This window comes from Hydrogenivirga okinawensis, from assembly GCF_055385515.1.
In genome coordinates, this window is the sequence record NZ_AP042386.1 from 688,428 (window position 1) to 710,711 (window position 22,284).

A 22,284-nucleotide genomic window follows, 5' to 3' on the forward strand; every position below is an offset into this window, starting at 1 on the left:
AGCTATCACCTCCCAAACATCCTCTGAACCCTAAAAGTCCTGTAATTGGGATCGCCAGGAGGTCTGTTATTTCTGAAAACTATATCCAGAAGAATACCGTTCCCCTGAATGGACGCACCCATGCTTTCAACAGGAAAAAGGGGCTGAACGTCTTCCGTATCGTCATCACGACATCCAAGCTCATACGCAAGATCCTCTGTTCGCATATAAAGCCAAAGAGAATTGTTGTCCTGAGGATTAGGCTGGCAAAACAGCGTTATCCTGTGAGGCACCCTTACTAATAGATCCCCGCCCTCTAAGGTAAGTCTGTTGGTTGTATCTCCCGTAACCGGATCTATAAAATTACCGTTTCTGGCAATCACCTCCCTGCTCATAGTAGCGTTAGGTGTTACGTTTGGATCTAAGCAATCCAAATTTTCATCGCTCAGACCGTTTATGGAAAATGCTATAGGAGCACCCGTACCCACATCCCTGAAGGTAAGACCTCCCCTCTTAATGTGATAACAGTTATGTCTGTCCGTAGATCTTAACCTGCAGCTGACAACCTCCACAGTGTCTGGACCCCTCACGAGGGCAACGAATCCGTTGCCGTAAAGATTGCCGTAGAAAGTTACTCTATCACAGGGATCATCGTCAATTACGGTTATACATAAAGAGCTCGGAGGCGGATAAGGAAAATTGCCTGAAGCGTCCCTGCAATCAACTACCGCAGTGCACTGGTTAGTTGTGATAGGATCCTGACACATAACCACGGAGGTGCCCCATCTGTCGAAGATCCACTCGAGCTGAGCCAGCCCTAATTTGGCTATTTCCTTAACATCGGTTATCTCTTTGATATTTCTTACGGCTCTTTCTCCCGAAAAAAACAACGAGTACAGCGCACCAAGTATAATAGTGCTTATTATTATCGCTACCAGTAACTCGACAAGTGTTAAACCTTTGTTATATCTCTTTAAAAGTTGCATGCCATATCCACCATCGTCATACTTTTACCCTCTAAGGAGGCTTGAGCTGTAATCTGAGCACAGTAAGGAGGAGGCGTGGTTGGAGGAGAACCGCTTACGCTTACATTTATGGTCCAGCTTCCACAATTAACCGTGTAACTGTCTATGGTAGGATTAGCTTTCTTGGCTTGAAGGGCGGTTTCCAGTGCCTGTTCCAAGCAGAGGAGAGCTTTATCGGTTTTGGTGTGTAGTCCAAAGGACGTTATCATCCCTGCAACGAACAGAGCCACTATAAAGGTTATGAATACAGTTACCAAGGACTCCACAATCGAAAGCCCCTTCTCCCCCTTCAACAAGGTCCACATTCTCCGTGCCCCTCCTCAATCCTAATAGCACCGAATCTGCTAACGCATATCTTTTTGTATTTATTGCCATCGGTAAAACACACGTTTCCACTGGATAGAGCAAATCCCCTCGGATCAAAAGAAAAGTTACTCCCTGAGAAGGAAAAGCCTTCTTCCTGAGGTATTCTTATACTCCTCATTACGGTTCCGTTACACGCGTCGGCAGTTCTCCGGGTGCCTAAGTTTCGAATGGATAGGTTCTTATCATCGTCGACACATACTCCCACGTTAATAGAACGTTCCATAGCCGTCATTCTGGCAAACCTGACGAGACTTTCCACGGAGAAAGCGTAGTCATAGTACTTGTATATCCTGTAAAATCTTGCTATATCGGCGGTAGCCACAAGGGCAAATATGCTAATTATTGCCAAAACTACAAGAAGTTCAACAACAGTAAACCCTTTCTTATTAACCATGTCCCTACCCGCCATCATTAAATATAGCCCCTAACACCTCACATGTCATACAATACTGTCGGCGTTATGAAGATAAGCAACTCTTTTCTGCTGTTCTGTTCGCTGTACTCCTTAAACAACCATCCCAACAGGGGTATTCTTTGCAGCTTAGGCACTCCAGAGTTGGTTTCGTTTCTTGATTCCCCGAGTATACCTCCTATTACAACCGTATCTCCATCACCTACAACAACCTTTGTATCTATCCTTTTATCCGCGTACACTGGAAATTCCTGAGAAAGACCTTCCGCAACGGTGTAACTTTTGGTATCTATAATATCCTTCTTGGTTATAGTTATATCCAGCATTATTTTCTTATCAGGTGTGAGGACTGGTACTACTGACAAAATAAGAGGTATGGAACTGTACTGGGCGGAGACGGTCAATGCAGTCTGGGTAGCACTTATGGTGGTTATAGGGAATTCTATAGCACTCTGAATAACCGCCGGCTCACCGTTGAGGGTTATAAGGGTGGGGCGAGCTAAGCTTTTAGCTTTCCTCAAGCGCTCGAAAGCCGATATACGTAGGTTCAGAGCGTTGAGAATTCCTCTCTGGTAAACGAAGGTTAGTATGCCGCCCGTAAAGGGATCTCCTAAGAGCCTTGGCGTTGGTGTTGGACCGCTTACGTCTGGATTTATACCTACCGAGGAGTTCCACGCACTGGGAACCTTAGTAGAGGACAGCAGGGCACTCCAGTTTACCCCTAACTCCTTTAAGGATTCTTCGTCGATCTCCACTATCCTTGCTTCTATTTTTATCTGTATAGGCTCTTCGGATATAACGTCCCTGTACTTTTCCTTTATAGTTTCAATGACGTTAATGTAGTCCCTTATCACAACGGCGTTGGCGAGCAACGTGGTGGCTCCCTTCTCCTTTCCAAAGAGTGGCCCGGTAGCGTCCAGGTTCTCAGAGAGACCGGGATATCCAGAAATTCTCACCCTCGTATCCCTCTCCCGCTTTGCCTGAAGTATCCTGTTTTCCAGTTCATTATATCTCTGCCTAAGCTGTTGTAACTCTTGACGAAGTGCCTGCTGAAGTCTCGTATCGTTAGTTGCAAACAGCCTTTCCATAACGTCCTTTATCTGGGCTTCTACCTTCCGGAGCTCCTTCTCTTCCGCTGTGGTTGGTGTTATACCACTTCCAAGTACATACACTTCCCCAACTTCCGAAAGAAGGGGCTGAACCAATCTTCTAAATGCTTCCGCAGATATGAACTTTAGATAAAAGGTTTTAGTAACGATCAACCTCTCAGAGGAAGTCGACTTTAAGAACGGTCTGAGTCTGTTCTCTATATCCTGAAGGTCCTTCGGATAGGCGCTAATTATTAAAGCGTTGAACTCCTTGCTGAAGGACATACTCTCGTACTTCGTTCCCTGAATAGCTCCTTTAACGTCCTCAAATCCATAATTTGGCTGAAGATAAAATACCTTTGTCTCGATCTCGGGCTTTTCCTCTTCAACGCTCATGAACACCTCAAGGTTTTCATCCAGATCTTTAAACTTGTACAGATTGTCGATCGTATCTCTTATGTACATAATCTGCAGACTCTTGTCTATTACAACCTCAGCCGCCGGGCTTACACGGGATTCTATAAGCTTTATCAGCCTTTCGAGGTTATCACCCGATATACCTTTGATATCGAGTTTATACTCAACTGCCTTGGATATAGAGTAGGTGTTCCCTGCAAGGGGGACAGCTATAAGATCATACTCTTTCAAAATTATATTGAAAGCTTCTAAAAGTTTTATCGGTTTGTTTATAAAAAAGTTAACCGGCTGCTCAAGAATACCCTTATCTTGAACTCTCTCCTGTGCAAACTCTTCCTGTCCGAATCTCTTTGTTATATCCCTTTGCGTAGATGTTAGACGCATCTTTACAACCGGATCAAAGATCAGATTTACATCAGCGACGTCGGCTATAGCCTTCAATACAATTTCTAAGGGTACGTTTTGGAACTTCATTTCCAGAATGTTTATCTCCTTCTCGTAGGTTTTAGCCTTCCCAACAACCTCCTTATGGAGGTTAACGTTAAGAGGTAGCTCCTCCCTTCCCCGCCGCGGCCGTTCCTCTTCAACGCTCGGTATGGGAACAGAAACCATGTACCTGATTATCTGATCGCCTTCCTGTGTCACTATGTAGCCCACAGCCTCGCCACGTTTGGAAAACGGATCCTTTATCTCGGTCGATGAAAGGGGCGAAGTCCATACAACTACCAGCAGAGCTATAAAAAACCGCAAGTTAGCCCCTAAAAACAACTTCGATAGTAAGCTTACCATGAGTCTTCCCTCCTTTTTGTCGAGGTCTTAGCTCCAGTTTTTTGGGCATATATATAAGCCTGTCCAGGTCAGAAACGAATCTATATATATCCTTTGCCGACCCCTCTATATCTATCTCTAAAGTTAAAGTTTTTAATGTAACATAATCCTCTTTAACCTTAGGTTGCTTCTTCTCTTTCGCTTTAGTCCTCTTACTTCCCGACCTATTTTTGTCCGAAGGCTCTTCGACCACTTCCTTTAATATGAAGCGTTCCCCCTCCTTGATTACCATCAATCTCCTGTCGTTGATGGAACCAACGCCAACGGAAAGAATAACGATATCATTTTTGAAAGACAGCTTTCCTATATAGTCTAAAATATCGTCCACCTTAGAGGGAACGAAGCCCAGCTTTTTGAACATCTCTTCCTCTTTACGTTGCTTTTCGACTTCCAGTTCTTGCACCTTTTTTTCAAGCTTGGCTATAACGTTACCCCTTATAAGAGCGGTGTATTTGTTTATTTCAAAGGATAGGTTTTGTTTTTTGTTCTCTAAATCTGCTTTTTCATTTAATAGGGGTTGTATGCCGTAGAACCATAAAGATGCAGCGACAACAGCAGGTAAGATAAGGGCTATTAAGATGCGTTGCCACAGTGGAGCTGCATCCCACTGCTCCTTTAGCTCGCCTAACATCAAACTCCTCCCCTTATAAGTTTCCTTACGAGGGAAAGTTCCGCGTAGTATAGAGGAATCCCGAACCTGTTGGTCTTCTCTTTAAAGACAACGGGCATGTTCTTTTCCCTATTTCTTACGATTCTATTGGGTTCACCTTGATCAGCTCTCAGGTTTATGCTGTACGTGTTGGTAAGACTGGATATAACCGAGCTGATCTTATCGTAATCGTAAGAGGTTAAGCTTATCCTTAGCTTTAATTGAGAATAATCCAAGCTTTGAGAATAGGAATTTAGCCACACCTCCTCAGGGAGTTTTTTAAAAGCAAACTCTAAAGGCTCAGAAAATAAGCGAGGATACGCTTTCATGGTGTTTAGAACATCGTAAACCTTGTCTAACTAAGCGATCTCAGTTTTTATCTGTTTTATTTTGCTTTCAAGCTGTTTTCTCTTGGTCTCAAGTTCCATAGCCTGTTTTTTAAGCTTATTTCTTTGAGTCTCCAAGCTGGATACCTCTTCCTTTAAGGAAGCCACATCGCTTTTCAGCTGAAACATGTAATAGACCTGCGCTCCTATTAATACTGCACCGATGGCACCGGCAAATAAAGGAGTTGTATTAAGCAACTGTTCTTTGGATAGTCTGGCTCCAGAAAGACCACCCGCCAGACCTTTAAGACCCTCGAGTACGCTTTTCCTTTCCTTCTTTAACAGGTTTATCCTTATCATCCCTCACTCCTCCAATCCCCTTAGAGATAATACGTAGGGTATGAAGAAAGCTGGAGGTACTTCCTCGAGGTCGAGAATGCCCAGTACAGGTAGATTCATCATTATGTTCTCAAGCGTGCTTTCATCGGATATAACCGAACCCGCGAGGTAAACGTTGGATATCTCGTTTATTACCAACAGGTTTCTTACCTCTATCAGGAAGGTATCCAAGAGGGCGGGGTCCTTTGTGTCCTTAAAGTACTTATAGTTAAAGTCGATCTTGTTGTAAGAGATGGCGTTTTTATCGTAGTAAGTTAAAACGCTCTCGTGGTAATCTACGTACAGGATCGAAAACGGCGGAGGGAGCCTGTTGGACAGCCCGTAATTAATGATTGCAACTATCTCGTAGTCTATAACCTTAGGGTTAAGCCCCGCTTTCCTTAGGGTCTCCCTGATCCTGTCCACAGAGCTCTTCCTGGCTATAGTTACAACAACCCTTATGTACTTATCGTCGGGCTCTTTCTCAAGGAAGTAGTAGTCGTATATAGTCTCTTCCTTTATCTGTTGCGTTTCCGATCTTATATACCAGCTTATCGCTTCCATGAGGTCCTTTTTAGACATAGCAACAGGAAACTTCTGGAACTTGAGTATACCTTCATCCACCGTTATACAAGAAACAACATCTTTCCCTCTAAGTCCGTTGGATTCTACGATGCTGTTCAGGATCTTTCTCTTTTCTTCCTCACTCTCGTGCTCCCAAAGCACCTCCACAGGTTCGAAAGTAGGCGTTTTATTCTGGTCCAGCTCGAGCACCCTAAGAACCTTATCGGTAAGGTAAACCGAGACGCCCGTCTTTGTTTTTTTGAATAGCCTCCCCAAGCTCGGCATCTGGACAGCTAACTTCATGTACCTACCCCCATCTTTTTCTCCATTTCGGTCACTGCAAGAAGGGTTTTAAGAACGGAATCAGGATTGAGAGATATACTGTCTATCCCCTGCTCCACAAGAAACTGGGCGAAGTCCGGGAAGTCGGAAGGAGCCTGTCCGCATATACCCACCTTTCTTCCCTTTTCCTTTGCGGTAGCTATAAGCTGAGCTATAAGCCTCTTCACTGCCTCGTTCCTCTCATCGTAGAGATGGGCGACGAGCTCCGAGTCTCTGTCTATACCGAGGGTTAGCTGGGTCAAATCGTTAGAACCTATGGAGAAGCCGTCAAAGATTTCGGAAAAGACGTCGGCGAGAACGACGTTGCTGGGGAGCTCAGCCATAACGTAAACCTCGAGTCCATTCTCTCCCTTTTTGAGATCAAACTCCTCCATAACCCTTAGAACTTTCTCACCCTCCTCCGGGGTTCTACAGAAGGGGACCATGACCTTCGTGTTTGTGAGTCCCATCTTGTTCCTCACTCTAAGGATAGCCTTGCACTCCATCCCGAAAGCTTCCTTGAAGACAGGGGAGTAGTATCTCGAGGCACCCCTCCAGCCTATCATGGGGTTCTCTTCCTCCGGCTCGAAGAGCTGTCCACCGATTAGGTTCGCGTACTCGTTTGACTTAAAGTCGGAGAATCTGACTATAACGGGGTTGGGATAGAAGGCGGCGGATATCTTGGCTATCCCGTAGGAGAGCTTCTTTATGTAGTAGGTTCTCTTATCGTCGTAACCGAAGGTGTACTTATCTATATCATCTATAAGTCTCTTCAGGTTTATGCTCCTCTTCTCTTTGCCCTTTGCAAGCTTCTCTTTGAGGGATCCGTTGGCATGAGCGTAAATTGCTCTAAAGGTGACGTAACCTCTGTCATCTACGAGACCGAGGGAATCGAGCCTGTTATATAACTCCTTAATATCTTCGTAGTGAATAAGGGCTAAGGGGTGAATCTTGATGTAATTAGCTATGATGAACTCCTCCCTCGCCAGACCTACTCCATCGTTGGGTATGGAGGCGTGCCTGAAGGCGGCTTCTGGATTTCCCACGTTCATCATTATCTTCGTCTTCGGTCTTGGGAGCTTCTCTATGTCTATCTCCTCAACCTCAAACTTCAGCTTTCCTTCGTAAACGTAGCCCGTCTCTCCCTCGGCACAGGATACAGTAATTTCCATACCGTCCTGCAGTATCTCGGTGGCGTTTCCGGTTCCGACTACCGCAGGTATACCGAGCTCCCTCGCGACTATGGCGGCGTGAGCTGTCCTTCCTCCCCTGTTGGTAACTATAGCTGCCGCCTTCTTCATTATGGGCTCCCAGTCGGGATCGGTTATGTCCGTAACGAGGATCTCTCCTTCTTGAAACTTCTCAGCGTCCTTCAGATCGAAGAGGACCCTAACCTTGCCTACGGCGATCTTATCCCCGACCGCTATTCCCCTGACGATCCTCTTCTTCTCCCTCTCGTGCTCCTGCTCCAGGATCCTGTAAACCTTTATAACGTTCTTTTCCCTTCTCGAATGAACGGTTTCAGGTCTCGCCTGAACTATGAAGAGCTCGTTCAAAAGCCCGTCCTTTGCCCACTCTATGTCCATAGGGGTCCATCTACCCTTTTTTTCAGAGTAGTGCTTTTCTATAAGGATCCCCCACTCGGCGAGCTTCAGGATCTCGTCGTCCTCTAAGGCGAACTTCTTCTGATCCGCGACGGGAACGTTCACTATCTTCGTCCTCTCCTCCCCAGCTCCGTAAACCATCTTTCTATCTTTCTTGCCAAGCTTCTTCTCGATTATCGCCGAGTATCCCTGCTGAAAGGTAGGCTTGAAAACCATGTACTCGTCTGGGGTGACCATCCCCTGAACTATGAGCTCCCCGAGCCCGTAAATCGCGTTTATCACAACCACGTCTTTAAAACCCGTTTCTGTGTCGAGGGTGAACATCACCCCTGAGGCTCCGAGGTCCGAGCGAACCATCTTCTGAACACCGACCGCTATCCCCACGTTGAAGTGATCGAACCCGAAAGACTCCCGATAGGAGATAGCCCTGTCGGTAAAGAGGGAAGCAAAGCAGTTCTTTATGGCAGTAAGAACGTTCTCGGCTCCTACAACGTTGAGGTAGGTCTCCTGCTGACCTGCGAAGGAGGCGTCGGGGAGATCTTCGGCAGTTGCGGAGGACCTGACTGCCACATCGACCGCGTGGGTCCCGTACTTTTCGGAGAGTTTGTGATAGTACTCCTTTATCAGCTCCTCGAGCTCGGGGGGGAATTCCCCACCTTTGATCAGTTCTCTGATCTGATAACCTCTGCGTGATAGATCTACAACGTCATTCACATCGAGACCCTCGAGGATCTCCTTTATCCTATCCCTGAGATTGTTGTAGTCTAAGAACTTGTAATAAGCTGTGGAGGTTACAACGAAGCCGTAGGGTATGTTTATACCAAGGGGGCTCAGATTCCTTATCATCTCTCCCAGGGAGGCGTTCTTTCCCCCAGCTATCGGTATATCATCTATGGTCAGTTCATCGAGCCAGAGTACAAGAGCGTCCTTGTTCATGACTCCACCTCCTGAATTACAACCTGACTGAAGTCCGCCACTCTGTTAAATAAAAGCTGTGTTCTTTTTAGCAGGGCGAGTCTGTTTCTTCTAATGCTTTCGTCTTTTTCCATTATCAGAACGTTGTCGAATAGATCGTCTATAGGCTTTCTAAGATAGGAAAGATCTTTGAGCTCGGGTTCGCCCTTACCCTCTAACTCCCTCACCTTCTCCCAGAGAGCCCTCTCCTGAGGCTCCTTTAAAAGAGCTTCGTTCACTTCTGCTATCTCCCACCCTTTAGGTAATATTTTAACAACTCTCCTGTAAGCTTCGTAGATGTCGATAAACTCCCTGGTGTTTCTAAGTTCGCTTAACATCTTTACCTTCCTAATTATCGGTAGAGGTCTGAGAGGGGAGTGGACGGAAAGGACCGCCCTGATAAGGTCGTAGCCGTAATTCTCGAGGTAGCTCTCGAGCCTCTGGGACAGGAACTTCTCGAGCTCCTCCTTGTTCTTTAAACCACCGTAGAGGTCGGAGAAGTCTTCAAGATTTATGTCCCAACCCCTTTCGTCCAATATCCTGAAGATGCCGAAGGCTGCCCTCCTGAGCCCGTAAGGATCGGAGCTTCCCTTGGGAATCTCCCCAGCGCTGAAGAAGCTCAGCAGGTCTTCTATCTTGTCCGCAAGGGAGAGGACAGCTCCCGTCAGAGTTCTGGGAGTTTCGTCCTGCGCGGTCTTCGGTTTATACTGCTCGTAGAGAGCCAGGGCTACTTCCTCATCCTCTCCCTGCTTTAAGGCGTAGATATATCCCATGTAGCCCTGAAGCTCGTCCAGTTCCTTGACCATCTCCGTCAGGAGGTCAGCTTTGGAAAGATGGGCGGCTCTTAAAACCTTCTCTTTCTGCTCCTTTGAGCAACCGACCCTTTCGCAGATCAAATCAACCAGTTTCTTCAGTCTTTCAACCTTCTCCAAGACCGTTCCCACCTTGGGATGGATCAGAACCTCCGAGAGCTTTGGGACAAGATCGTCCAGCTTTCTCTTCAGATCCTCCCTGTAAAAGAAGAGGGCGTCCTCGAGCCTTGCTCTGAGCACCTTCTCGTAGCCTCTCCTTATTAGGTCGGTCTTCGGTTTGTTGTTGCTCACTCCTATGAAGTGGTTCGTTAAACTTCCATCTTTAGATAGGCAGAAGAACCTCTGATGGTGGGCGGCTACCGTTACTATCACCATGTCGGGAAGCTCGAGGTACTTTTCCTCAAAACTTCCCACGATCACGAAGGGATACTCGACGAGGTTGGTAACTTCCTCCAAGAGTCCCTCAGGATATTCAGGCTTTGACTCTAAACTCTTTGCCTCTCTCTCTATCCCCTCGAGTATGACCTCCTTCCTCCTTTCTATCGAGGGGATCACGAAGTTCTCTTCTATCAGGGAGAAGTAGTTCTCAGCCTTAGGAACCTCGATCCAGCCCTTTGACAAAAACCTGTGTCCGAGGGTTCTCCTACCAGCTTTGAGATCACCGAACTTGAGATCCAAGACCTCATCGCCGTGGAGGGCGAGAATCCACCTTACCGGTCTTGAGAAGGTTATCCTCTTTGAGGAGGTCCACCTCATCCTCTTCGGAAGGGGAACGGATAGGAGTATGTCCTCGAAGGATCCCTTCAGGATCTCCAGCCTTCCCTTCTCCTCATGAACGAGCTTCAAAGCCACGTACTCACCTTTTCCTTTTCTCTCCTTGAAAACGTCCTCGGGATTAGCTCCGTGCCTCTCCAAGAAACCAAGGAGGGCTTTGGTGGGCTTCCCCTCATCGTCGAAGGCCACCTTCCAGGGAGGTCCGAACACTATCTCTTCCCTAACCTCCCTACTCTCCTCGTAGTTCTTTACGTAAAAGACGAGCCTCCTCGGGGTTCCGAAGGTCTCTACGTCGTCCCTCTTTAGAATTTCGGAGAACTTTTCCTTAATGAAATCGAGAGCAGGCTCTATTACGGAAGGGGGGAGCTCTTCGGTACCTATCTCTATAAGGAGGTCTCTCATCGTGAATATCTTAACATTCCGTTAACCTACAAGCTCGAGGTAGAGCTGGGCTATCTCACGGGCGGTGTTGCTCATCCTCCTTATGTACCTCGCCCTCTCCTGAACGGATATGGCACCCCTTGCATCGAGAAGATTGAAGGTGTGGGAGCACTTCAGGAGGTAGTCGTAGGCTGGAAGGACGAGCTCTTCCTTTATCAACCTCTTGGACTCCTTTTCGTAAAGTTCGAAGAGGTTGAAGAGCATATCTGTGTCCGCTTTCTCGAAGTTGTAGGTGCTCCACTCCCACTCTGCCCTCCTGAATATGTCTCCATAAGTTACTCCCTTCTTCCACTCGATATCAAAGACGCTGTCCACTTCCTGTATGTACATAGCTATCCTCTCCAGACCGTAGGTAATCTCAACGGAGATCTCATCGAGGTCGAGCCCTCCCGACTGCTGAAAGTAGGTGAACTGTGTTATCTCCATCCCGTCGAGCCATACTTCCCATCCAAGCCCCCAGGCGCCGAGGGTGGGAGACTCCCAGTCATCCTCCACAAAGCGAATATCGTGATCCGAGACGTTTATCCCTAAGTGTTCCAGGCTCTCTAAGTATATCTCCTGAGGGTTATTAGGTGCAGGCTTGAGTATAACCTGGAACTGGTAGTAGTGCTGGAGTCTATTGGGATTCTCCCCGTATCTACCATCCTGAGGTCTCCTCGAGGGCTCAACGTAGGCAACGTTCCAAGGCTTTTTGCCGAGAACCTTGAGGAAGGTGGCGGGGTTCATAGTTCCTGCGCCCACCTCCACGTCGTAGGGTTGCCATATAAGGCATCCCCTGTCAGCCCAGAAACGGTGAAGTCTCATTATTATTTCCTGAAAGTACATGGGAAGTATTTTATAAGAAATGAGGACCTTAGCGAAGTTCTGGAAACCGGTAAACGGAAAGGTGGAGTGTTACCTCTGTCCCGTAGGCTGTGAGCTCAAGGATGGCCAGGTGGGATCCTGCGGGGTGAGGGTGAACCACGGAGGAGAGCTGTACACCTACACCTACGGATCACTTATATCCGCTGCTATAGATCCTGTAGAGAAGAAGCCCCTCTTCCACTTTTACCCCGGACACCAGACGCTGACCATAGCTACACCCGGCTGTAATCTCCACTGCAAAGGATGCCAGAACTGGGAGATTTCTCAGGTTCCAAAGGGAGAGGTGTTTAAAAACACCTTCTTTGTCGAGACGGCGATCCCTCCAGAGCTTGTAGTGGAGAAGGCTTTAGAGAACGGATGTGAGAGCATATCCTACTCCTACTCCGATCCCACAATCTTCGCCGAATACATGATAGACGTGGCAAGGCTCGCCAAGGAGAAGGGTCTAAAGAACATTATGGTGACGGCAGGCTACATAAACAGGGAGCCCCTCGAGGAGATAGACAGGTACATGGACGCCTACAGCATAGATCTGAAGTTCTTTTCTGACGAGTCTTACAGGAAGTACTCCAAAGGAAGGCTTCAGCCCGTCCTCGACACAATAAAGTACGTCTTCGATAAGGGGAAGTGGGTCGAGCTAACGACCCTTTTGGTTCCCAAGTATCTGGACGAGGATCAGCTCAGGAAGATAGCCTCGTGGATAGCTAAGGAGTTAGCTCCCTGGGTCCCGTGGCATATCTCGAGGTTCTTTCCCTACTACAAGGCGACGGATTTGCCTCCCACACCGATAGAAGATCTCGAAAGGGCTTACAGAATAGGCAAGGAAGAGGGATTGGAGTACGTCTTTGTAGGAAACGTCTTCGGAAACGACCACGAGAGCACCTTCTGCCCCAACTGCGGAAATACGGTTATAGGTAGGAAGGGATATCTGATCACGAGGATAGACATAAAGAACGGAAGGTGTGGAAGCTGCGGGCACGAGATAAAGGGAAGGTTCTGATCACTCCACCTCGATCTTCTGAGCCTTTCTCTTTTTCCCTTTCCCCTCTACTTTTTTCTCCAAACTCTCCACCTGATAGTCGAGGAGGGTCTTAAAGATCTTCAGGAAAGAGAGCTCTATGTTGTATAGGTTCTTTACCACCTCTTCCCTCACCTCCTTAGGAGGAAGTAGGGTCTCAAAAACTCCTAAAATGCTTCTCTTTAACTCCTGAACCTCCTCCTCAAGACTCTCCGGTCTAATATCCTCCCTTTTCTTTACCATGATTATTAATATATGCTTAAATAGACCAAAAGAGCTTAAAAATGAATGGGGATAAGGGGTAGGTTATCACAGTTTATAGAGGACATCATCCCTCCTGAGGACAGATCTACAAATCCGCTTATATACAGAACGAGCTTCCTAAGGATAACCCTTCTCGTAGCCCTCTGTTTTATCGGCTCTGCGGTCGCCTTTGCCTACTCTCTCGGCGATCTGCTGGAGGGGGACACGTTCGTCGGAATCCTTGATCTTGTTGTTGGATTTCTTCTCTTGAGCGCTCCCTTCGTTGCAAAGAAGTATAGGAATATAGACAGGATAGCGACTGTTGTACTTATATTCTTCGGCTCCATATTTCTGGTCGCCGTATTCGAGGAACTCCCTGAGGACAAATCGAGCCTGATATGGCTCGGTGTAATCCCCGCCGTAACCTTCTTCATAAAGGGAAAGAAAGGACTCCTATGGTCTGTGGGCTGCCTCTGGATTCACTTCTTTACGGTACTCGTGGCTGGTAAGGTTGGGACGGACTCACTCACAGATGCATACCTTAGCTACGCTCTCGTAACCATAGTTTTTTACTTTTACGCCTGGACATCCGAGAGGTATCAGGGAGTTTGGGAGAACCTTGCGAGAGTTGACAGTCTCACAGGAGCTTTAAATAGAACCGCCTTCGAGGAAATACTGAACAGGGAAATAAAAAAGGCTGAGAGGTACGGAGGAGACCTTTCCCTAATACTCTTTGACATAGACAACTTCAAACAGATCAACGACACTTATGGTCATCTATTCGGGGATCAGGTTCTCAAACGGGTTGCGAGCATAGTGAGTGAAAACATAAGGGAGACCGATATCTTTGCAAGGTGGGGAGGGGAAGAGTTCATGATACTGCTTCCCAACACAGGGATATCGAAGGCTGTAGCCGTTGCTGAAAAACTCAGGAGGATGATAGAGGCTTACAGGTTTGGAGAGGATCTCACTGTGACGGTAAGCTTCGGAGTCGTGAGCTTCACGAACGGGGACGATAGTGTAAGGTTGATACTCAAAGCTGACAAGGCTCTTTACAGGGCAAAGGAGAAAGGGAAGAACAGGGTAGAGAGCTTTACCTCCGAGTTCTTCATATAAAATAGTTCAGCTATGCGTAAGGACGGAAGAAGGGAAGATGAGCTCAGACCCGTTAGAATAGTGAGGGACTTCCTCACCCATCCCGAAGGCTCCTGCCTGATTGAGTTTGGGAACACGAAGGTTATATGTACCGCCTCGGTAACGGACACAGTTCCTCCTTTCCTGAAGGGGAAGGGTCAGGGGTGGATAACCGCCGAGTACTCGATGCTACCGAGGGCTACCCACACGAGAAACATAAGGGAGTCAGTTCAGGGGAAGATAAGCGGTAGAACTCACGAGATACAGAGGATGATAGGCAGGGCGATGAGGACCGCCGTAGATCTGACTAAGCTTGGAGAGAGAACCATATGGGTGGACTGCGACGTAATACAGGCGGACGGAGGAACGAGAACTGCATCCATAACGGGAGCCTTTGTGGCAGTTGCCGATGCTCTGATAAAACTCTATGAGGAGGGGATGATAACCACCGTTCCCATAAAGGACTTCGTTGCTGCGGTGAGCGTTGGTATAGTTGGGGGGAAACCTCTGCTCGATCTCAACTTTGAGGAGGACTCCATGGCTCAGGTGGACATGAACGTGGTGGGAACTGGGAGGGGAAAGTTCTCCGAGGTCCAGGCTATGGGTGAGGAGCATACCTTCTCCAGAGACGAGCTCGACAATCTATTAGATCTTGCCCTCAAGGGCATATCGGAGCTGGTGGAGCTTCAGAAGGCTCTGTACGAGTTTAATCTGTCCGTAAGCTACTGGAAGAGGAAGAGCGTTAAGGAGGTGAGATTTTGAAAATTCTTCTTCTCATCCTCTCGATGTTCGTTCTCGCATGCCAGGAACTTCCTAAGGAGTACAGGGGTGAAGAGGGGAGGAAAAAGTTAGAGAAGTACCGAAACCAGTTTATTGAAGGGGTGGTGGTGTTGGACGAGAAGCTGAGGAACAAACTCCCTGAAGGCGACTACTTCCTCATAATAGCGGTCAGAAACCTTAAGGAACCTATGCCTATAGCGGTCCTCAGAGTAAAGAACCCTGAGTTCCCTTACAGGTTCAGGATAACAGGAAAGCACAAGCTAAGGACTGACAGAATGATAGAGGGGGAGCTTATACTCAACGCAAGGATAAGTAAATCTCCTATGGCGGAAGCTCAGAAGGGAGATCTTGTAGGAAGCGCTCAGGCTAAGGCTGGGCAGAAAGGTATTAAGATTATTATAGGGACGGAGGTTCCGTGATGGACTGCGAGGGAAGGGTAGAAAAACTTCTGAGGATAATCGAGAGGGTAGCGAGCGGAGAGCATGAAAGGGACAACTGGAGGAGCATACTCGACGACATCGCTGAGCTATTCAACGCCGACGGAGCTGCCATAGGAGAGATAAAAAACGGATACATCTACTATACAAAGGTCTCAGGATCTATAAGGAACGTATTGCCAGACTACGATCCGGAGGAGTTCAAGGTTCCGATTCACAGAAGCGCTGCTGGAGAGGCTATGAAGAGAGGTTACATAATAGTGAACGACTACCAGAACTTTCCCAAAGCTGTTGAGTCCTGGAAGAGGGTGGGATTAAGGAGAAACCTAATAGCTATCATAGGAAAGGACGGTGAACCGATCGGATGCCTTTCCGTCGGTAGGGTTTATATAGATGAGCCCTTTACCGAAGAGGATGGGAAGATCCTCAAAAGTCTCGCCTTTATACTCTCCTTCATAGTTAAGGAGGAGAGGGAAAAGAAGGAACTCATGGAGAAAGCTATAAGAGATCACCTAACCAGGCTTTACAACCGGCTATATCTGGAGGAGGAATCGGTAAGAGAACTGGAGAAGGCGAAAAGGTACGGTTATCCAGTATCTCTTATCATGTTCGATCTCGATAACTTCAAACAGGTAAACGACAGGTTCGGCCACGACAAGGGAGACGAGGTACTGATCAAGTTTGCCAACGTGCTTAGATCTAAGGTGAGGGGAACGGACATACCTGTTAGATTTGGCGGTGAAGAGTTCGTAGTTCTCCTCCCCCACACTTCCACCGAAGAGGCTATCCGGGTAGCCAACAGGATAAGAGAGGAGTTTGAAAAAACCGTATTCCGTTTCGGTTCTGAGGTGGTCAGGTTGACTGTAAGCGCCGGCGTATCTTCCTGTGAACCTTCTGAGGTGTGCAGAATAGAGGATCTACTATACAAAGCCGACAAAGCTCTGTACGAAGCCAAGAGGAGCGGTAAGAACCGTGTGGTAGCATTCTCCTACAGAACTTAAATTGAATAGATTATGGACAGGATAGTTATCAGGGGTGCACGCCAGCACAACCTCAAGAACATCGATCTCGAGATACCCAAGAACAGGCTCGTTGTGATTACAGGTCCCTCAGGTTCAGGCAAATCTTCTTTAGCCTTCGACACCATATACGCGGAGGGACAGAGGAGATACGTCGAGTCCCTATCCTCCTACGCCCGCCAGTTCTTAGGAGTCATGGAAAAGCCCGATGTGGATGTCATAGAGGGGCTGTCTCCTGCGATAGCGATCGATCAGAAAACGACATCTAAAAACCCGAGATCAACCGTGGGAACGGTTACAGAGATATACGACTACATGAGGGTTCTGTGGGCTAACATTGGGAAGCCCCACTGTCCAGTATGCGGCAGGCTCTTGGAGGGTCTATCCGCCCATGAGATCCTTGAGAAGATCTTCGAGAAGTATAAGGGTAGGAGGGTTATGGTTCTCGCACCGATCGTGAGAGGCAGGAAAGGGGAGTTCAGGGATCTTATGAGGGACATAGACAGGATGGGGTTCACCAGGGTAAAGGTGGACGGAGAGCTCAGGAGGATTATAGAGGTTCCTCCCTTGGAAAAGAACAAGAAACACGACATAGACGTGGTTGTCGACAGACTGACCTTGGAAGAGGAGGAGAGGTCGAGGTTGCTGACGGACTTAGAGAAAGCTCTTGAGATGGCAACGGGTCTCGTGAAGATTGAAGACGTGGAGAGCGGCAGGGAGGAGCTCTTCAGCGAGAAGCTCGTGTGCCCCGATCACGGCTTTACCATCCCCGAACTCTCCCCGAGGCTCTTCTCCTTCAACTCCCCCTACGGAGCCTGCCCCTCCTGCAAGGGCTTGGGTGTGAAGTGGGAGATAGATACGGGACTCCTCATAGACGAGGAGGAACCCGCGATTGGCGCCTTCAGGATAGCGGACTCCGCCCTTTTCAATTACATAAAGTTTCCCATAGCCAACGTCTTGAGGAAGCTGGGAATAAATCCGAGGACAAGGTTTAAAGACCTGCCCGAGAGAGCGAAGAGAGTACTTCTATACGGAACAACCCAGGAGTTCGAGTTCGAGGGAATAGTTAGGCACTTAGAGAGGAGGTTTTTAGAAGAGGACTCGGAGAGGATAAGGGAGGAGATAGAAGATTACGTTGTGGAGAAGCCCTGTCCTTCCTGCGGAGGGTCGAGGCTGAGGGAGGAAGCCCTCGCGGTTCTGATAGAGGGTAAGAACATATGGGAGATAGTCGATCTTCCCGTAGGTAGGACTAAGGAGTGGATAGACGAGCTTCCCAAAAAGCTCGGAGAGAGAGATCTCCAGATAGGGGAGAGGTTGATAAGGGAAATCTCCGAGAGGCTCGGCTTTCTGGTGGACGTGGGGCTCGATTACCTTTCCCTTTCAAGGAGCGCCACGACCCTTTCGGGCGGGGAGATGCAGAGGATAAGGCTTGCCACCCAGGTGGGATCTAAGCTCACGGGAGTTCTCTACGTTCTCGACGAGCCCTCCATAGGTCTCCATCCGAGGGACACGAGCAGGCTCATAAATACACTTAAGGAACTAAGGGATCTTGGAAACACCGTTATAGTGGTGGAGCACGATCCGGAGACGATAGAGTCGGCGGATTACGTCGTTGAGCTCGGTCCTGGAGCGGGTAAAGAGGGAGGCGAGGTAGTTGCGGTAGGAAGCCTTGAAGAGATAATGGATAACCCTAAGTTCCTGACGGGAGCCTATCTATCTGGTAGGATGGAGATACCCGTTCCCGAAAGGAGGAGAAAGCCTAAGGACAAGTTCATAAGGATAGTAGGAGCGAGGGAGCACAACTTAAAGAATATAGACGTGGAGATACCGGTTGGTCTCTTCGTCTGTATAACGGGAGTTTCGGGGAGCGGTAAATCGACCCTAATATACGATGTCCTTTACAGATACGCCAAGGCAGAGTTCTACGGTTCCAAGGAGAGACCGGGAGAGGTGGACGGGATAGAAGGTTTGGACAACTTTGACAGAGTTATAAACGTGGATCAGTCTCCCATCGGAAGGACACCGAGGAGTAATCCCGCCACCTACACCAAGGTCTTCGATCAGATAAGGGATCTCTTCGCTAACACCCCCGAAGCTCGGGCGAGGGGATACAAACCGGGGAGGTTCTCCTTCAACGTCAAGGGAGGGAGGTGCGAAGCCTGTCAGGGAGAAGGAGTTATAAAGGTGGAGATGCACTTTCTCCCTCCCGTTTACGTAACCTGTGACGTCTGCAAGGGTAAGAGGTACAACAGAGAGACCTTAGACATCCTCTACAAGGGAAAGAACATATCCGACGTCCTTGAAATGACGATAGACGAGGCTTACGAGTTCTTCGAGAACATACCCTCTCTGAGGAGGAAACTCCAGCTACTGAGGGATGTAGGGCTCGGATACCTCAGGCTCGGTCAGCCGGCTCCAACCCTGTCCGGAGGTGAGGCTCAAAGGATAAAGCTTGCAAGGGAACTCTCCAAGCGTGAAACGGGGAGGACGCTTTACTTACTCGACGAACCGACCACCGGTCTCCACATGGACGATATAAAGAAGCTGATAAACGTCCTCCAAAGGCTCGTGGACAGAGGGAACACGGTGGTTGTCATAGAGCACAACCTCGACGTTATAAAGTGTGCCGACTGGGTAATAGACTTGGGTCCTGAGGGAGGAGAGAGGGGCGGCGAGGTGGTAGCGGTAGGAACTCCCGAGGAGATAGCTCAGAACCAAAGATCCTATACGGGAATGTTCCTGAAGAAGTACCTTAAGGGAAGCGAGAAGGTAGCCTAAGAGACAACTTTGTTCTTTCCCGTTCTCTTAGCCTGATAAAGTTTCTCATCCGCCTCCTTGATAAGATCCTCAGGTGCTTCTATACCTTCCCTCATCTCGGAGACGCCGAAGCTGGCGGTCGGATTTATCTTCGTATTTTCGTGTTCAACCGTGTAGTTAGCTATTACCTTCCTCAACCTCTCGGCAACGAGGGTGGCCTCCTCCTTACTTATACCCGGCAGTATTATGGTGAACTCTTCCCCACCTGTCCTCGCCGGAATATCCTTAGCTCTTAGGTAGTTCCTGAGAATATTCCCTATCTCCTTTAAAACCTTATCACCGGCTAAGTGTCCATAGGTATCGTTTATGTCTTTGAAGTTATCAAGATCCATCATGATGATAGAGAAGGGATAGCCGAACTTTTTAAAGTCTCTGAAGAATTCACGAAGCGCCCTCTCGAAAGATCTTCTGTTCCTGAGTCCTGTGAGAGGGTCTATGCTCGCCTCTTCCTTTACCTTTCTGAGTTCCTCCCTGAGCCTTTCTATTTCTCCCCTCTGCTCCTCTAACTTTCGTATGAACTTTCTGTTTATGTTTTTAAGCCCTCTTACCTCCTGCATTATTCTGTTGAGGACCTCGTGTATATGTTGCGAAGGAACGGTTGTGGCGATCTCTTCGAGCCTCTCTCCACCTTTGCTAATCTCCCTATCGTGCTCCGAGACATTCTTTAAAACCTTTTGAATTTCATCGTAGAGATCTTCCATCATTTTGTCTAAAAGCTCAGCAGACTGGGTGTGCTCCCTGTCGATCTTTACCTGAAAGGTGTCGAAGTAAAGATCCAAGAGCTCGGGTTTTGAGAGATTGAGCCCGTTTTCTTTTACATAACAGAAGATTAGAAACCATCTCTCGTAGTTTTGGGGCGATGGAACTATCTTCTCACTCGCCATGAAAGACAGAACCTCCCTCACTATATCGCTGAGCTGTTTGTAGTCCTCCTGAGACAGGGTCTGTCTGTTCTCTATCTTCTCATGGAGTTTGCAACTTATTCTCCTCCCCATGCTTGGGATAATTTTAACCCATGAGGTTCGTAGACGCCCACACTCATTTAGAGCTCTTCGCCTTTATGGGAGTTCCCTTCCACGAGATGAGATCCCTTGAAGAGCTCCGGGATTTCCTCAGCAACTGTGAGGACGACGTTGTCCTCGGCTGGGGCTGGGATGAGGATACCTTCGGAAAAGCTCTGACAAAGGAAGATCTCAAGGAAGTAGGCAAACCCGTTCTGCTCATAAGGATAGACGGACACGTAGGTGTGGCGAACGATCTGTTCTTAGAGAGGTTTTCCCCTAAGGGAAAGGTCGATCACGAGAAGGGCTACCTTTACGAAGATACCCTCTGGAATACGGTAGGAGATCTTAAGCCAAGGGGAGAAAGAATGAGGAAAATTCTAAAACGGGCTGTTGAGGAGGCAAGATCCAAAGGCATCGTTGAGGTTCACGACTTCGTAGATGTAGAAGTCGCTCGTATCTTTATGGAGATGGACGAAGAAACACTTATAAGGATAGTCCTAATGCCTTACTACGAGCATTACACAGAGGTTCTTGACCTGTTCGAAAGGGTTAATCCGAAAAACGTTGCTCTGGGTTGGGTAAAAGTTTACGTGGACGGCTCAATAGGAGCGAGGACAGCCTTTTTAAAGGAGCCTTACAGGGACAAGCCCGGATGGAGGGGTGTTCTATTAAAGAGTAGAAAGGAATTGGAAAGTATCGTTAAGGAGCTCGAGGAGAGGGGGCTCAGGGTAGCCTTCCACGCGATAGGTGACGGGGCTATAGAAGAGTGCCTGCAGGCTCTGGAGAGCGCAAGGCTCGAGTACCACAGAATAGAACATGCGGAGCTGATAACCGAAGATCAGGCGCTCAGAGCTAAGGGGCTTAAGGTCCTGCTCTGTATGCAGCCCAACTTCAAGCCCTTCTTCTTAAGAACCTACCTTGAAGCCCTCGGCGAGGAGAGAACAAAGAGGATAGATCCAATAGACACCCTCGATCGCCTTGGCGTGGATATGATATTTGGGTCGGACATGATGCCCTTCGATCCTATGTACGGTTTTAACTACGCAAAGGATATACTTGGAGAGGAGAAGGCACTGTACTACTACGGAGGTTGGAGATATGAAGGGAGATATATATGACGTGATCATAGTTGGGGCAGGACCGGCGGGCGTATCTGCATCCATATACGCGGCGAGGAAGAAGATGAACTTTATTATAATTTCTGAGAGCTTGGGCGGGCAGGTTCTGACCTCGGGAGAGATAGAGAACTTCTTAGGATACTCTGAAATCGATGGTGTTCAGCTGGTGGAGAAAATGATAGAACACATGAGGCACTTCAACATAGAGCCTCTTCTGGACAGGGTTGTGGAGGTCAGGAAGGGGGAGGATGCTTTTCATGTAAAGACTATGGAGGGTAGTGAGTTCAAGGGCAGGACGCTCCTCCTCTGTACCGGTTCGGAGCACAGAAAGCTAGAGGTGCCGGGAGAGAAGGAGTACACAGGGAGAGGAGTATCCTACTGCTACACCTGCGACGCCCCCTTCTTCAAGGACATGAAGGTTCTTGTAGTCGGAGGAGGAAACGCAGGTTTCGAAGCGGCGGAGCAGCTTCTGAACTACGCTAAGGAGATCTATATAGTTGAGCTTACCGACAAGGTGAGGGCTGACGAGATACTGAAGGACAAGGTCCTTTCCGATCCGAGGGTAAAGCTCCTTCTTAAACACGCAGTAAAGGAGATAAAGGGCGACGGGAGTAAGGTAACGGGGGTCCTCCTTGAAGATCTCGACAATGGAAAGGTTTACGAGATGAAGGTGGAGGGTGTATTCGTTGAAATAGGTCTTATCCCGAGGACGGAGCTTGCGGATCAGCTCGGAATTTTAAAGAACGATAGGGGAGAGATAGTAGTAGACTGCAACAACAGAACCTCGGAGAGAGGTGTTTACGCGGCGGGAGACTGCACGAGCATATTCGCGAAGCAGATAATAACAGCCGCGGGGGAAGGAGCGAAGGCTCTTTTATCCTTGTATCACGACCTTACCTACGGACTCTGATA

At 48.2% G+C, this 22,284-nt stretch carries 20 protein-coding genes; 8 read left to right on the plus strand and 12 right to left on the minus strand.

Annotation, left to right across the window (positions count from 1 at the left end; translation table 11 throughout):
- Window positions 1-5: 5 nt before the first annotated feature.
- From ACZ483_RS04035 to ACZ483_RS04080, 10 genes are all read right to left on the minus strand, one after another.
- Complete coding sequence (locus ACZ483_RS04035) at window positions 6-965, minus strand: PulJ/GspJ family protein (RefSeq protein ID WP_464324890.1); 960 nt, start codon at window positions 963-965, stop codon at window positions 6-8.
- Window positions 953-1,309 carry a prepilin-type N-terminal cleavage/methylation domain-containing protein gene (locus tag ACZ483_RS04040; RefSeq protein ID WP_464324891.1) on the minus strand — a complete coding sequence of 119 codons (357 nt, stop codon included), beginning with the start codon at window positions 1,307-1,309 and terminating at the stop codon, window positions 953-955. The genes ACZ483_RS04035 and ACZ483_RS04040 overlap by 13 nt, the downstream gene beginning before the upstream one ends.
- The gene (locus ACZ483_RS04045) at window positions 1,294-1,782 is read right to left on the minus strand and encodes a GspH/FimT family pseudopilin (protein WP_464324892.1); all 489 of its coding nucleotides are present in this window, start codon (window positions 1,780-1,782) and stop codon (window positions 1,294-1,296) included. Before ACZ483_RS04045 ends, ACZ483_RS04040 begins: the two co-directional genes overlap by 16 nt.
- 20 nt (window positions 1,783-1,802) lie before the next feature.
- Window positions 1,803-4,076, minus strand: coding sequence for a type II secretion system protein GspD (locus tag ACZ483_RS04050; protein WP_464324893.1), 2,274 nt, complete (start codon window positions 4,074-4,076; stop codon window positions 1,803-1,805).
- Window positions 4,039-4,746: a hypothetical protein gene (locus tag ACZ483_RS04055; RefSeq protein ID WP_464324894.1), complete on the minus strand. Its 708-nt coding sequence runs from the start codon at window positions 4,744-4,746 to the stop codon at window positions 4,039-4,041. The genes ACZ483_RS04050 and ACZ483_RS04055 overlap by 38 nt, the downstream gene beginning before the upstream one ends.
- Window positions 4,747-5,123: 377 nt before the next feature.
- Window positions 5,124-5,450 carry a hypothetical protein gene (locus ACZ483_RS04060; protein WP_464324895.1) on the minus strand — a complete coding sequence of 109 codons (327 nt, stop codon included), beginning with the start codon at window positions 5,448-5,450 and terminating at the stop codon, window positions 5,124-5,126.
- A 3-nt stretch (window positions 5,451-5,453) separates the two neighbouring features.
- Window positions 5,454-6,335, minus strand: coding sequence for a pilus assembly protein PilM (locus ACZ483_RS04065; RefSeq protein WP_464324896.1), 882 nt, complete (start codon window positions 6,333-6,335; stop codon window positions 5,454-5,456).
- Window positions 6,332-8,893, minus strand: coding sequence for a pyruvate, water dikinase (gene ppsA / locus ACZ483_RS04070; protein WP_464324897.1), 2,562 nt, complete (start codon window positions 8,891-8,893; stop codon window positions 6,332-6,334). The genes ACZ483_RS04065 and ppsA overlap by 4 nt, the downstream gene beginning before the upstream one ends.
- Window positions 8,890-10,899: a glycine--tRNA ligase subunit beta gene (gene glyS / locus ACZ483_RS04075; protein ID WP_464324898.1), complete on the minus strand. Its 2,010-nt coding sequence runs from the start codon at window positions 10,897-10,899 to the stop codon at window positions 8,890-8,892. Before glyS ends, ppsA begins: the two co-directional genes overlap by 4 nt.
- Window positions 10,900-10,920: 21 nt before the next feature.
- Window positions 10,921-11,763 carry a glycine--tRNA ligase subunit alpha gene (locus ACZ483_RS04080; protein WP_464324899.1) on the minus strand — a complete coding sequence of 281 codons (843 nt, stop codon included), beginning with the start codon at window positions 11,761-11,763 and terminating at the stop codon, window positions 10,921-10,923.
- A gap of 19 nt (window positions 11,764-11,782) precedes the next feature.
- Here ACZ483_RS04080 and amrS point away from each other — a divergent pair, with 19 nt between their 5' ends.
- Window positions 11,783-12,802: an AmmeMemoRadiSam system radical SAM enzyme gene (gene amrS / locus ACZ483_RS04085; RefSeq protein WP_464324900.1), complete on the plus strand. Its 1,020-nt coding sequence runs from the start codon at window positions 11,783-11,785 to the stop codon at window positions 12,800-12,802.
- Here amrS and ACZ483_RS04090 read toward each other — a convergent pair whose 3' ends face one another.
- Window positions 12,803-13,063, minus strand: a complete 261-nt coding sequence (locus ACZ483_RS04090; RefSeq protein WP_464324901.1) for a hypothetical protein — start codon at window positions 13,061-13,063, stop codon at window positions 12,803-12,805.
- A 45-nt stretch (window positions 13,064-13,108) separates the two neighbouring features.
- Between ACZ483_RS04090 and ACZ483_RS04095 the strand changes: the two genes are divergently transcribed.
- Genes ACZ483_RS04095 through uvrA form a run of 5 tightly spaced genes read left to right on the plus strand, consistent with a single transcriptional unit; the run spans window position 13,109 to window position 19,211 of the window.
- Window positions 13,109-14,179: a GGDEF domain-containing protein gene (locus tag ACZ483_RS04095; RefSeq protein WP_464324902.1), complete on the plus strand. Its 1,071-nt coding sequence runs from the start codon at window positions 13,109-13,111 to the stop codon at window positions 14,177-14,179.
- A 12-nt stretch (window positions 14,180-14,191) separates the two neighbouring features.
- Window positions 14,192-14,959, plus strand: coding sequence for a ribonuclease PH (gene rph, locus ACZ483_RS04100; protein WP_464324903.1), 768 nt, complete (start codon window positions 14,192-14,194; stop codon window positions 14,957-14,959).
- Window positions 14,956-15,396 (plus strand): c-type cytochrome biogenesis protein CcmI/CycH, encoded by a 441-nt coding sequence (locus ACZ483_RS04105; RefSeq protein ID WP_464324904.1) that lies wholly within the window; start codon window positions 14,956-14,958, stop codon window positions 15,394-15,396. The genes rph and ACZ483_RS04105 overlap by 4 nt, the downstream gene beginning before the upstream one ends.
- Window positions 15,396-16,415, plus strand: a complete 1,020-nt coding sequence (locus ACZ483_RS04110) for a sensor domain-containing diguanylate cyclase (RefSeq protein WP_464324905.1) — start codon at window positions 15,396-15,398, stop codon at window positions 16,413-16,415. The genes ACZ483_RS04105 and ACZ483_RS04110 overlap by 1 nt, the downstream gene beginning before the upstream one ends.
- 12 nt (window positions 16,416-16,427) lie before the next feature.
- The gene (gene uvrA / locus ACZ483_RS04115) at window positions 16,428-19,211 is read left to right on the plus strand and encodes an excinuclease ABC subunit UvrA (protein WP_464324906.1); all 2,784 of its coding nucleotides are present in this window, start codon (window positions 16,428-16,430) and stop codon (window positions 19,209-19,211) included.
- On the opposite strand, the gene ACZ483_RS04120 is transcribed toward uvrA, so the two are convergent.
- Complete coding sequence (locus ACZ483_RS04120) at window positions 19,208-20,245, minus strand: GGDEF domain-containing protein (protein WP_464324907.1); 1,038 nt, start codon at window positions 20,243-20,245, stop codon at window positions 19,208-19,210. The genes uvrA and ACZ483_RS04120 overlap by 4 nt on opposite strands.
- Window positions 20,246-20,265: 20 nt before the next feature.
- Between ACZ483_RS04120 and ACZ483_RS04125 the strand changes: the two genes are divergently transcribed.
- Both ACZ483_RS04125 and ACZ483_RS04130 read left to right on the plus strand, forming a co-directional pair.
- Window positions 20,266-21,372: an amidohydrolase gene (locus tag ACZ483_RS04125; protein WP_464324908.1), complete on the plus strand. Its 1,107-nt coding sequence runs from the start codon at window positions 20,266-20,268 to the stop codon at window positions 21,370-21,372.
- Window positions 21,353-22,282, plus strand: a complete 930-nt coding sequence (locus tag ACZ483_RS04130; protein ID WP_464324909.1) for an NAD(P)/FAD-dependent oxidoreductase — start codon at window positions 21,353-21,355, stop codon at window positions 22,280-22,282. The genes ACZ483_RS04125 and ACZ483_RS04130 overlap by 20 nt, the downstream gene beginning before the upstream one ends.
- Window positions 22,283-22,284 lie beyond the last annotated feature (2 nt).